The 10,800-nt window shown below is 72.6% G+C and carries 12 protein-coding genes; 9 read left to right on the top strand and 3 right to left on the bottom strand.

The window, feature by feature from the left end:
- Positions 1 to 40: 40 nt before the first annotated feature.
- Positions 41 to 1,552 carry a SulP family inorganic anion transporter gene (locus J0670_RS17500; RefSeq protein WP_374223118.1) on the top strand — a complete coding sequence of 504 codons (1,512 nt, stop codon included), beginning with the start codon at positions 41 to 43 and terminating at the stop codon, positions 1,550 to 1,552.
- 81 nt (positions 1,553 to 1,633) lie between these two features.
- On the top strand, positions 1,634 to 1,933 hold the full coding sequence (locus J0670_RS17495; RefSeq protein WP_207812536.1) for an MTH1187 family thiamine-binding protein: 300 nt from the start codon (positions 1,634 to 1,636) through the stop codon (positions 1,931 to 1,933).
- A 2-nt stretch (positions 1,934 to 1,935) separates the two neighbouring features.
- On the opposite strand, the gene J0670_RS17490 is transcribed toward J0670_RS17495, so the two are convergent.
- A complete protein-coding gene (locus J0670_RS17490; protein WP_207812535.1) occupies positions 1,936 to 2,409 on the bottom strand; it encodes a DoxX family protein in 474 nt (157 codons plus the stop codon).
- Between the two features lie 149 nt (positions 2,410 to 2,558).
- On the opposite strand from J0670_RS17490, the gene J0670_RS17485 reads away from it, so the two are divergent.
- The 5 genes from J0670_RS17485 to J0670_RS17465 all read left to right on the top strand — a co-directional run bounded on the left by J0670_RS17485 (position 2,559) and on the right by J0670_RS17465 (position 7,609).
- Positions 2,559 to 3,137, top strand: coding sequence for a TetR/AcrR family transcriptional regulator (locus J0670_RS17485; RefSeq protein WP_207812534.1), 579 nt, complete (start codon positions 2,559 to 2,561; stop codon positions 3,135 to 3,137).
- A 161-nt stretch (positions 3,138 to 3,298) separates the two neighbouring features.
- On the top strand, positions 3,299 to 4,060 hold the full coding sequence (locus tag J0670_RS17480; protein WP_207812533.1) for an SDR family NAD(P)-dependent oxidoreductase: 762 nt from the start codon (positions 3,299 to 3,301) through the stop codon (positions 4,058 to 4,060).
- 266 nt (positions 4,061 to 4,326) lie between these two features.
- Positions 4,327 to 5,247 carry a carbohydrate ABC transporter permease gene (locus J0670_RS17475; RefSeq protein WP_207812532.1) on the top strand — a complete coding sequence of 307 codons (921 nt, stop codon included), beginning with the start codon at positions 4,327 to 4,329 and terminating at the stop codon, positions 5,245 to 5,247.
- Positions 5,244 to 6,146, top strand: a complete 903-nt coding sequence (locus J0670_RS17470) for a carbohydrate ABC transporter permease (RefSeq protein WP_207812531.1) — start codon at positions 5,244 to 5,246, stop codon at positions 6,144 to 6,146. Before J0670_RS17475 ends, J0670_RS17470 begins: the two co-directional genes overlap by 4 nt.
- A gap of 68 nt (positions 6,147 to 6,214) precedes the next feature.
- Entirely contained in the window at positions 6,215 to 7,609 is a 1,395-nt protein-coding gene (locus J0670_RS17465) for an ABC transporter substrate-binding protein (RefSeq protein ID WP_207812530.1), read from the top strand.
- A gap of 63 nt (positions 7,610 to 7,672) precedes the next feature.
- Here the strand turns inward: J0670_RS17465 and J0670_RS17460 are convergent, their stop codons facing one another.
- Positions 7,673 to 7,942: a helix-turn-helix domain-containing protein gene (locus J0670_RS17460; protein WP_207812529.1), complete on the bottom strand. Its 270-nt coding sequence runs from the start codon at positions 7,940 to 7,942 to the stop codon at positions 7,673 to 7,675.
- A gap of 120 nt (positions 7,943 to 8,062) precedes the next feature.
- Between J0670_RS17460 and map the strand changes: the two genes are divergently transcribed.
- Positions 8,063 to 8,830, top strand: a complete 768-nt coding sequence (gene map / locus J0670_RS17455; protein WP_207812528.1) for a type I methionyl aminopeptidase — start codon at positions 8,063 to 8,065, stop codon at positions 8,828 to 8,830.
- 31 nt (positions 8,831 to 8,861) lie between these two features.
- On the top strand, positions 8,862 to 9,560 hold the full coding sequence (locus J0670_RS17450) for an HAD family hydrolase (protein WP_207812527.1): 699 nt from the start codon (positions 8,862 to 8,864) through the stop codon (positions 9,558 to 9,560).
- 28 nt (positions 9,561 to 9,588) lie between these two features.
- Here the strand turns inward: J0670_RS17450 and J0670_RS17445 are convergent.
- On the bottom strand, positions 9,589 to 10,800 hold a 1,212-nt coding region (locus J0670_RS17445), incomplete at its 5' end, for a YibE/F family protein (RefSeq protein ID WP_243437150.1).

Here is a 10,800-nt window from a genome sequence, read left to right as displayed (position 1 = left end):
CGGTGACCGGGTGAACCGTCCGCCGCGTCGATCCGAGAGCCTGCCGGGCCGCCGGTCCCCGCTCTCCGCACTGCGCGCCGTCCCCTGGCGCCACGATCTGCCCGCCTCACTGGTGGTGTTCCTGGTCGCCCTCCCGCTCTGCGTCGGGGTGGCCGTCGCCTCCGGCGTCCCGGCCGAACTCGGGCTGGTCACCGGCATCGTCGGCGGCCTGGTGGTCGGCGCCCTGCCCGGCAGCAGCCTCCAGGTCAGCGGGCCCGCCGCCGGGCTGACCGTGCTGGTCGCCGACGCCGTCCAGCGCTTCGGCCCCGGCGCCCTCGGCCTGCTGGTGCTCGGCACCGGCCTGCTCCAACTGGCCATGGGCGCCCTGCGGCTGGGCCGCTGGTTCCGGGCGATCTCCGCCTCCGTGGTGCACGGCATGCTGGCCGGCATCGGGCTCACCCTGCTGTTCGGCCAGCTCTACGCGCTCGCCGACCGCCGGGCCCCTTCCAACGGGCCGGAGAAGATCATCGGACTGCCCGCCCTGCTCGCCGACGTGCTCACCGCCGCCGCGAACCCGAGCGCCGTCGCCCTCGGGCTCGGCACCCTGCTGGTGCTCATCGCGTGGAAGTACCTGCCCGGGCGCCTCGCCCGTACCGTCCCCGCGCCGCTGGCCGCGGTCGGGCTGGCCGCCGCCGTCACCGCCGCGGCCGACCTGCCGGTCGCCCGGGTGCGGGTCGCCGGCCTGTTGGACGTCGTCCACCCGCCCGAGCGCGACGCCCTCGGCGCCCTGGCCGGCGCCGCCGGGCTCGGCACGGTCATCGCCTTCACCCTGATCGCCTCCGCCGAGACGCTGTTCAGCGCCGCCGCCGTCGACCGGATGCACCACGGCCCGCGCACCGACTACGACCGCGAGCTCACCGCCCAGGGCCTCGGCAACACCGTCTGCGGGCTGCTCGGCGCACTGCCGATGACCGCGGTCATCGTGCGCAGCGCGGCCAACGTCCAGGCGGGCGCCCGCACCAAGGCCTCGCGCTTCCTGCACGGGCTCTGGCTGCTGTCGTTCACCGTGCTGCTGCCCGGTGTGCTCGGGCTCGTCCCGCTCACCGCGCTGGCCGCCGTGCTGGTGCACGCCGGGGCGAAGCTCGTACCGGTGCGCCGGATCGTCGCGCTGTGCCGGGGGCACTGGGGCGAGGCGCTGGTGCTCGGGGTGACGGCGGTGGCGATCATCGCCACCGACCTCTTCGAGGGGGTGCTGATCGGGATCGGGCTGGCGGTGGTCAAGTCCGCCTGGCAGACCTCCCACCTCCAGATCGCGGTGGAGGAGCTGGTGCTGCCGACCGGGCAGCCGCTGCACCGGGTGCGGCTCAGCGGCAACGCCACCTTCCTGCGGCTGCCCCGGCTGCTGGACACCCTGGAACGGCTGCCCGGCGACCGGCCGGTGGAGCTGGACTGGTCCGGGCTGCGCCACCTGGACCACGCCTGCACGGTGGCCCTCGCCTCCTGGGCCGCCCAGCACCGGGCCCGCTCCACCGCCCCGCTGGCCGTCGAACCGCCCCTGCCCACCGTGGCCTGACGGCCGGTAGGCGGCCTAGCCTGGTCGCGGGTTCGGGCCCGAACCCGCGACCAGTGCCGTCGACGCAAGGAGCGCAGAACCGTGATCGCAGCCTTTTCGGTCACCCCGCTGGGGATCGGCGAGGACGTGGGGGAGGCGGTGGCCGCCGCCGTCCGGGTGGTTCGGGCGAGTGGCCTGCCGAACCGCACGGACGCCATGTTCACCAGCATCGAGGGGGAGTGGGACGAGGTGATGCCGGTCATCCGGGAGGCGATCGAGGCGGTGAAGGCCTACAGCGACCGGGTGAGCACGGTCATCAAGATCGACGACCGGGCCGGGGTCACCGACGGCCTCACCGCCAAGGTCGCCTCGGTCGAGCGGTACCTGGCCGAGGAAGGCTGAGCTCAGACCGCCGAGGTCGGCCGGGCGGTGGGCTCGGCCGACCGGGCCTGCGGGGAGCGGGCCAGGAGCCGGTCCAGGGCGTACGGGCCGGAGCCGAGCACCGCGATGCTCAGGAACGCCCAGCAGAACAGCACCGAGAGCTCGCCGCCGTTCTGCAACGGCAGCAGCGCGTGCTCCTGGTGGACGGTGAAGTAGGCGTACGCCATGGAGCCGGAGCAGAGCAGTGCGGCGGTCCTGGTGCCGGCACCGAGCAACACCAGGGCGCCGCCGACCAGTTGGATCAACGCGGCCCACCAGCCGGGCCACTGGCCGACCGGGACGGAGCCGCCTCCCTTGGCGCCGCCCAGGACGCCGAACAGCGAGGAGACGCCGTGGCAGGCGAAGAGCAGTCCGATGACGACCCGATAGGCCGTCAGCACGATCGGGCGGACGGCGTCGGCCGCCTCGCGGGGGGACGGGGGAAGGTGTGCGGGCATGCTGGAACTCCTCCTGTGGGGGGAAGGAGGGATGGGGGCGCCAGGGTAGCGTTGGTCTAGTCCAGTTGGCAATGCTCCGTCAGCTACCGGTCTGGACCAATATTCGCCCTTTTTTGACTGATCGGTTCAGAACGGGCTAACGTCCCCGTATGGCGAGAACGAAGGAATTCGACCCGGACGCGGCACTGCAGGCGGCCCTGGAGCTGTTCTGGTCGCGCGGCTACGAGGCCACCTCGATGGCCGACCTGGTCGAGAGGCTCGGCATCGCCCGGGCCAGCATCTACGCCACCTTCGGCAGCAAGCGCGAGCTGTACCAGCGCGCGCTGGACCGCTACTGCGAACAGCGGGATCCGGCCCAGCTGCTCGCGCTGTCCCGGCCGGGGCCGGTGCTGCCGGCCGTCCGGGAGCTGGTGCTCGGATACGCGAGCGCGGACGCCGAGGAGCGCGGGCGTGGCTGTTTCGTCACCAACACGGCGGTCGAACTCGCCCCGCACGACGCGGAGGCGGCTCGCCGGGTGGGTGCCAGCTTCGACCACCTGGAGACGGCGCTGACCGGCGCGCTGCTGCGTGCCGAGGCGCAGGGCGAACTGCCTGCCGGGCGGGATCCGCGGGCGCTGGCCCGGATGCTGATGGTGCTGCTGCAGGGCATACGGGTGGTGGGAAAGACGGCCGACGGCGCGACCCGGGCGCGGGTCGCCGCCGAGCAGGCGCTGGCCCTGCTGGACTGACCGGCGGTGCGGCGAGCCGCCGGATTCCTTTGTCGTCCTTGACTGCTTCTTGCCGTCCCCTCATGCCCCTTCAGTGTCTCTTCAGGTCCTCATTCTGGACCGATCGATCGTTATAACAGAGCACCACCAGAACGCACCACTCGAATCAAGGAGTTCACCTCATGAGCACGCGTTTCGCCGACAAGTCCGTCCTGGTCACCGGCGGTGGCAGCGGCATCGGGCGGGCCGTCGCGCTCGCCTTCGCCCGGGAGGGCGCCCGGGTCGCCGTGGCCGGCCGCACCGCCGGCCCGCTCGCCGAGACCGTCGAGCTGATCGGGCGGGCCGGCGGCAAGGCGGTCGCGCTGACCGGCGATGTGACGAACACTCAGGACGCCGCCCGGCTCGTCCGCGAGACGGTCGAGCACTTCGGCGGACTGGACGTCGCCGTCAACAACGCCGGGGTGCTCGGCGGCCTCGGCCCGGTGGCCGACATCGACGAGGCCGACTTCCAGCGGGTGTTCGACATCAACGTGACCGGCACCCTGCTCGCGATGAAGCACCAGATCGGCCACATGCGGGCCCACGGCGGCGGCGCGATCGTCAACGTCTCCTCCAGCCTCGGCTTCCACAAGCGGCTTGAGGGCGTCGGCGCCTACGCCGCGAGCAAGGCCGCCGTCACCGTGCTCACCCGCGCCGCCGCCCGCGACCACATCGGCGAGGGCGTGCGGATCAACGTGGTCAGCCCCGGCCCGGTGGAGACCGCCATGTCGGGCCGGCCCGGCGAGAGTGCCGAGGCGAAGGCCGAGCGGATGGCGGCGGAGGTCCCCCTCGGCCGGACCGGCGCGGTCGAGGAAGTGGCCGCCGCGGTGCTGTACCTCGCCTCGCCGGAGGCGGGCTTCACCGTGGGCGCCGACCTGGTGCTGGACGGCGGCATCACCGCCTAGTCCCGCGAACAGTCCCACGAACATTCTCATAGAGCGGCCTCAACAACCGGGCGACAACCGGTCGTTGAGGCCGCTTCGTGGTTTCAGCGCGCCCAGACGCGTCTCGGTCCTTGCTCGGGAACGCCCGTCCGCGCACGACCGGCCGAATCTGACGCGAACGCGTAAGCCCGCGGACACCGGTTGATCACCATGAGGTTTCCGCGCCGTCGATCGGGCAAGACACGGTTTCGGCCGGAACCGACATACGAAAGGCGGACGCGCGACCGATGCCGACCGCACCGCACCCCGCGACCCAGCCGGGCCGCCGAAGCCGCTGGGGCGAACACGGGCTCGCCTGGGCCTTCCTGCTGCCCTCCCTGGTGGTCTTCGTCCTCTTCATCGGCTACCCGCTGGGACGAACGATCTACCTGAGCGGGCACGCCAACGACCTCTTCGGCGCGCCCTCCCGCTTCGTCGGACTGAAGCACTACAGCGACTTGCTGGGCTCGGCCGACTTCGGCCGGACGCTGGTCACCACGGCCCTGTTCACCCTGCTCACCGTGGTGCCCGGGGTGCTCGGCGCGCTGGCGCTGGTGCTGCTGCTGGAGAACCGGATCCGCGGCGTACGGCTGCTGCGCTCCGCGTTCGCGCTGCCCTTCGCCTTCTCGGTGGCCAGCGCCTCGGTGGTCTTCGCGGTGTTCTTCAACCCCGCCAGCGGGGTGCTCAACGGTCTGCTCTCGCACGTCGGCCTCGGTCCGATCGGCTGGCTCACCGACTCCCGGTACGCGCTGTTCTCGCTGGCCCTCACCACGGTCTGGATGAACCTCGGCTACAACGTGCTGGTGCTCTCCGCGGGCATCGGCTCGATCCCGGGGGAGATCCTGGAGGCGGCCCGCATCGACGGCGCCGCCGGCCTGCGGCTGGCCCGCTCGATCACCGTCCCGATGCTCGGCCCGAGCCTGTTCTTCCTGACCGTGGTCTCCACCGTCCACGCACTGCAGAGTTTCGGCCAGATCCACATCCTCACCAAGGGCGGGCCGGACGGCGCCACCCGGACCCTCGTCTACTCCGTCTACGAGAAGGCCTTCGCCTACAACTCCAGCGACTTCGGCATGGCGAGCGCCCAGGCCGTGGTGCTGCTGGTGGTCGTCCTCGCCTGCACGGCCGTCCAGTTCGGCGTCCTGGAGCGGAAGGTGCACTACGCATGAGCACTGTCGTCACCGAGGCGGAAACCGGGGCCGGGGCCGAGGCGCCCCGCCCTCGCACCCGGGTGCTCGCCGGGCGATCCCCGCGCGAACTGCTCGGCCGCGCCGCCGTCCACCTGCTGCTCGCCGTCGCCCTCGTCACCGTGGCCTTCCCGGTGTACTACGCGATCGCCGGCGCCTTCATGGAGCCGTCCGAACTCTCCTCCTACCCGCCGGCCCTGGTGCCGCACTCGGTCACCGGGCGGAACTTCTCCGGCGCCGTGGACGCCATCCCGCTGGCCCGCCAGTACGCCAACTCGGCGATCGTGGCCACCGCCATCACCCTGGCCCAGCTGTTCACCTCGATCCTGGCCGCGTACGCCTTCGTCTTCCTGCCGCTGAAGGCGCGGGCCGCGGTGTTCGGGGCGTTCCTGGCGACGCTGATGGTCCCGTGGGAGGCCATCATCATCCCCAACTACCTGACGCTGTCGGACTGGGGCCTCGGCAACACCTACTTCGGCCTGGTGCTGCCCTTCCTCGCCTCCGGCTTCGGCACCTTCATGCTGCGCCAGTCCTTCCGGCAGCTGCCCGGCGAACTGCGCGACGCCGCCCGGATCGACGGCGCCGGGCACTGGCGCTTCCTGTGGCGGATCGTCGTCCCGCTCAACAAGCCGGCCCTGGCGGCGCTGTCGATCTACGTCTTCCTGTCCGCCTGGAACCAGTACTTCTGGCCGCTCATCATCACCCGCACGGCGAACATGCAGACCCTGCAGATCGGCCTCACCTCGCTGCGCGACTCCGAGATGGCCGACCCCGGCCTGATCCTGGCCGGAGTCGTGCTCTCCCTGCTGCCCACCCTCGCCCTGGTGGTCTTCGGCCAGCGCTTCATCGTCCGCGGCCTCACCGCGGGCGCGGTCCGCTGACCCGCTCCCGCCCGATCGTCCGTTCCCGTCCGGTACGTCCCGGTACGTCGCAAAGAAAGAGAACCCTCGTGAACAAGAGTGCACGCGCGCTCGCGGCCCTGCTGGTGGCCGGCCTGTCCCTGACCGCCTGTAGCTCGGGCGGCTCCGGCTCCGGCTCGGGTGCCGCCTCCGACGCCGGCGCGCCCGGCGCCCAGGCGCTGGACCAGGCCTCCGGCGTGACCGGCGTCGAGTTCTGGCACTCGATGACCGGCAAGAACGCCGAGGTGCTGAACGGCCTGGTCAGCCAGTTCAACGCCGCCCACCAGGGCAAGATCGAGGTCAAGGCGCAGTTCCAGGGCAAGTACGACGAGCTGGTCGCCAAGTACAAGGCCTCGGTGCAGCAGAAGAGCACCCCCGCCCTGGTGCAGGTCTACGACATCGGCACCCGCTTCATGATCGACTCCAGGCAGACCGTCCCGGCGCAGGCCTTCGCCGACAAGGACGGCTACTCGCTGAACGACCTCGACCCCAACATCCGCAACTACTACTCGGCGAACGGCAAGCTGGTCTCGATGCCGTTCAACTCCTCGATGCCGCTGCTGTACCTGAACACCGACGCCTTCAAGGAGGCCGGCCTCGACCCGGCCCAGCCGCCCAAGGACCTCAACGAACTGGCCGACGTCGCCAAGAAGCTGACCAAGAAGGACGCCGACGGCAAGACCGTCCGCTACGGCTTCGGCGCCGCCATCTACGGCTGGTTCGTCGAGCAGCTGCTCGCCGAGTCCGGCACGATGTACTGCGACAAGGACAACGGCCGCAGCGACAAGGCGGGCAAGGTCGTCTTCGACTCCGCCCAGGGCGCGCAGATCGTCCAGTGGTGGGCCGACCTGGTCAAGGGCGGCTACGCGGCCAACACCGGCCGCACCACCGACGACGCCCAGGCCGCGTTCAAGGCCGGGACGGTCGCGATGCACCTGGAGTCCACCGGCGTGCTGCGCAGCTACACCGAGGCCGCCAAGTTCGGCGTCGGCACCGCGGCCTTCCCCAAGGTCACCGCCGCCGACCAGGGCGGCCCGGTGATCGGCGGCGCCTCGCTGTGGATCAGCGGCCCCGGCCACTCGGACGCCGAGAAGCGCGCCGCCTGGGAGTTCGAGAAGTTCGTCGCCGCCCCCGAGCAGCAGGCCGTCTGGCACACTGGCACCGGCTACTTCCCGGTGAACACCAAGTCCCTGGACGACCCCAAGGACAAGGAGTGGGTGGCCAAGTACCCGCAGTTCCAGACCGCCATCGAGCAGCTCAAGGCCACCAAGCCCACCCCGGCCACCGCGGGCTGCCTGCTCGGCGTGATGCCGCAGGCCCGCAAGGGCGTGGAGACCGCCATCGAGCAGACCATCGCCGGCACCAAGTCCGCCCAGCAGGCCCTGGCCGACGCGGCCAAGGAGATCCAGCCCGCGATCGAGAGCTACAACAGCTCGGTGAACTGAACCCCGTACGGTCGACGGCCCGCCCGGCGCGCAGGCGCCCGGCGGGCCGTCGCCGTCGCACGGCTACGCGGAGATCGCCTCGCCGTCCTCGGGCAGCGCGCAGGCGGCGGCGAGCTCGTCCAGCGACAGGTCGAGCGCGTACGCCAGGGCCGCGATGGTGAAGAACGACGGCGTAGGCGCCCGGCCCGTCTCGATCTTCCGCAGCGTCTCCGCCGAGACGCCGGCCACCGCCGCCACCTCGACCATGCTGCGCTCACCACGCGCCTCGCGCAGCAGCGCCCCGAAGCGCTCCCCACGCTCGCGCTCCCACGGGGTCAGCGGAGTCCTCACCATGCCGTCGAGTCTACGGCGTGCCACCAGCCCGCCGCCGCGCCCTCCGCCGCCATCGCCCACCCCGCCTCGACCGTGATACAAATACCGGTATAAGAATTGGATCCAGGGGAGAGATGCACCATGGTCGAACTCAAGTCGGACGCCGCCCTCGCCGCGATGCGCGAGGCCGGACGGGTGGTGGCCAACGCGCTGGCCGCCGTACAGCGGGAGGCCGCGGTCGGCGTCAGCCTGCTGGAGCTGGACGAGGCCGCGCGGGGCGTGCTGAAGGCCGCCGGGGCGCGCTCGCCGTTCCTCGGCTACCGGCCGTCCTTCGCGCCCGTGCCCTTCCCCGCCGTCATCTGCGCCTCCGTCAACGACGCCGTCGTGCACGGCGTTCCGGACGGCTACCGGCTGCGCGACGGCGACCTGGTGAGCATCGACTGCGGCGCCGTCCTCGACGGCTGGGCCGGCGACGCCGCCGTGAGCTTCACCGTCGGCACCGCCCGGCCCGAGGACACCGCGCTGATCGACGCCACCCGGCGCGCCCTCGACGCCGGGATCGCCGCCGCCGTGGTCGGCCACCGGGTCGGGGACATCGGCCACGCCGTCGGCACCGTCGCCCGGGCCGGACGGTACGGGATGCTCGAAGGCTTCGGCGGGCACGGCATCGGACGGCGGATGCACGAGGACCCGCACGTGCCCAACGAGGGCCGCCCCGGCCGGGGTTACCCGCTGCGCCCGGGCCTCGTCCTGGCCATCGAGCCGATGCTGACCGCGGGCGGCCGCGACGACCACCACACCGACCCGGACGGCTGGACCCTGCGCACCACCGACGGCAGCCGCGCCGCCCACATCGAGCACACCGTCGCCATCACCGAGGACGGTCCCCGCATCCTCACCCTCCCGTAGGCCCTGGCCGGCGGTCGCTAGGCTCGGCGCCATGACCAAAGGTGTGATGTTCGACTTCTCCGGCACCCTGTTCCGCGTCGTCTCCACCGCCGAGTGGCTGGCGGCCCACGCCGCCGCCGACGGCCTGGACCTGTCGGCCCGCGAGCAGGCCGAACTCGTCCTCCGCCTGGAGGAGTTCGGGGCCCTGCCCGGCGGGGTGGCCCCGCGCCACATCCCGCCGGAGGTCCAGGCGGCCTGGGACACCCGGGACCTGACCCCCGAGACGCACCGCGGCGCGTACACCGCGCTGACCCGCGCCGCCCGGCCGCCGGCCGCGCTGGACGTCGACGCCCTCTACGACAGTCACATCGCGCCCGGGAGCTGGCGCCCCTACCCGGACACCGCCCCCGTGCTGCGGGAGCTGCGCCGCAGGGGCGTGCCGGTCGCCGTGGTCAGCAACATCGGCTGGGACCTGCGCCCGGTCTTCCGCGCCCACGGCCTGGACGAGCTGGTCGACACCTTCGTGCTCTCCTTCGAGGTCGGCGCCCAGAAGCCCGACCCGGTGATCTTCGAGACCGCCGCCGGGCGGCTCGGCCTGGCCCCGGCCGACCTGCTGATGGTCGGCGACGACCGCACCTGCGACGGCGCGGCGACCGCGCTCGGCTGCGCCTTCCACCACGTGGCGCACCTGCCCGTCGAGCAGCGCCCGGACGCCCTGACCGCGGTGCTGGCGGGGCTGCCGGAGGGGTGACGGGCTCCGCGCACCCGCCGGGCGGCGATCAGGCGTGCCGTTGCCGCCGGGAGACGAGCGCCGCCGCCCGGGGGTGGTCGGCGGCGGCGATCAGGGCGGCCAGCCCGGTGGTGACCGGCACCGAGGCGACCAGCCCGATGCTGCCGACCAGGGTGCGGGCGATCTCCTCCGCGACCTGCTCGCTGGTGGCCACCGACAGCACCTCCCGGTGGGCGATCGAGAACAGCAGGAGCAGCGGCAGCGCGGCGCCCGCGTAGGCGAGCACCAGGGTGTTGACGGTCGAGGCGATGTGGTCGCGCCCGATCCGCATGCCGGTCCGGTACAGCCTGCGGGCGCCCATCGTCGGGTCGGCCTGGTGCAGTTCCCAGACCGCCGAGGTCTGGGTGACCGTCACGTCGAACAGCACGCCCAGCGAGCCGATCACGAACCCGGCCAGCAGCAGGCCGCGGACCTCGATGCCGGGGTAGAGGTCGTGGATCAGTCCGGTCTCCTCCGAGGTGTTCCCGGTCAGGTGCGCCCAGGAGGCGAACACCAGGCTCAGCACCCCGATCAGCACCAGCGACACCAGGGTGCCGAGCACCGCCACGGAGGTCCGGGCGGACAGTCCGTGGCACAGGTAGAGGGCGATCAGCATGATCGCGCCGGCGCCGACGATCGCCACCAGCAGCGGGTCCGCGCCGCGCAGGATGGCGGGCAGGATGAACAGCGACAGCACCGCGAAGCTGATCGCCAGCGCGACCAGCGCGGTCACCCCGCGCCAGCGCCCGACCACCACCACGGCGACCGCGAACAGCCCGGCCAGCACGCCCATCGGCAGGTTCCGGTCCACGTCCACCACGCTGTACCGCAGCTCCGCCGGAGCGTAGGGCGCGTACGTCAGCACGACCCCCTGGCCCAGCTCGTAGTGCCGGGTCTCGGACGGGTGGACGACCACGGTGAAGGCACGGCCCCGGTCCGGGCCGTCGGTGACCTCGACGGTGTCCTGCCGACAGGTGCCCCGGTCGGCACCGGAGGTCCCGGCGGTCCTGGCGGGACCGGTGTCGCCGCAGGGCACCTCCCGGATCGCGGTGACCCGCCCGTGCCGGATCTGCTGGTCGAAGCCGACCCCGGTGTGCTGGTGGGCGGGCACCCCGCCCGGCCAGAGCACCACCAGAGCGGCCACGACGGCCACCGCGAACGGGATCAGCACGGCCGCGATCACCGTGCGCAGGCGCGCGGAGGCCGGCGTGGCCGGCCCGTG

This window comes from Streptomyces sp. FH025 (assembly GCF_017427025.1).
GTDB lineage: Bacteria > Actinomycetota > Actinomycetes > Streptomycetales > Streptomycetaceae > Kitasatospora.
This window is presented reverse-complemented; position numbering and strand designations above follow the sequence as displayed.

Excerpts from the sequence above, each read along its gene's own strand:
- J0670_RS17490 (WP_207812535.1), bottom strand. The coding sequence starts at position 2,409 with ATGCCCGCACACCTTCCCCCGTCCCCCCGCGAGGCGGCCGACGCCGTC.
- J0670_RS17485 (WP_207812534.1), top strand. The coding sequence starts at position 2,559 with ATGGCGAGAACGAAGGAATTCGACCCGGACGCGGCACTGCAGGCGGCC.
- J0670_RS17480 (WP_207812533.1), top strand. The coding sequence starts at position 3,299 with ATGAGCACGCGTTTCGCCGACAAGTCCGTCCTGGTCACCGGCGGTGGC.
- J0670_RS17475 (WP_207812532.1), top strand. The coding sequence starts at position 4,327 with ATGCCGACCGCACCGCACCCCGCGACCCAGCCGGGCCGCCGAAGCCGC.
- J0670_RS17470 (WP_207812531.1), top strand. The coding sequence starts at position 5,244 with ATGAGCACTGTCGTCACCGAGGCGGAAACCGGGGCCGGGGCCGAGGCG.
- J0670_RS17460 (WP_207812529.1), bottom strand. The coding sequence starts at position 7,942 with ATGGTGAGGACTCCGCTGACCCCGTGGGAGCGCGAGCGTGGGGAGCGC.
- map (WP_207812528.1), top strand. The coding sequence starts at position 8,063 with ATGGTCGAACTCAAGTCGGACGCCGCCCTCGCCGCGATGCGCGAGGCC.
- J0670_RS17450 (WP_207812527.1), top strand. The coding sequence starts at position 8,862 with ATGACCAAAGGTGTGATGTTCGACTTCTCCGGCACCCTGTTCCGCGTC.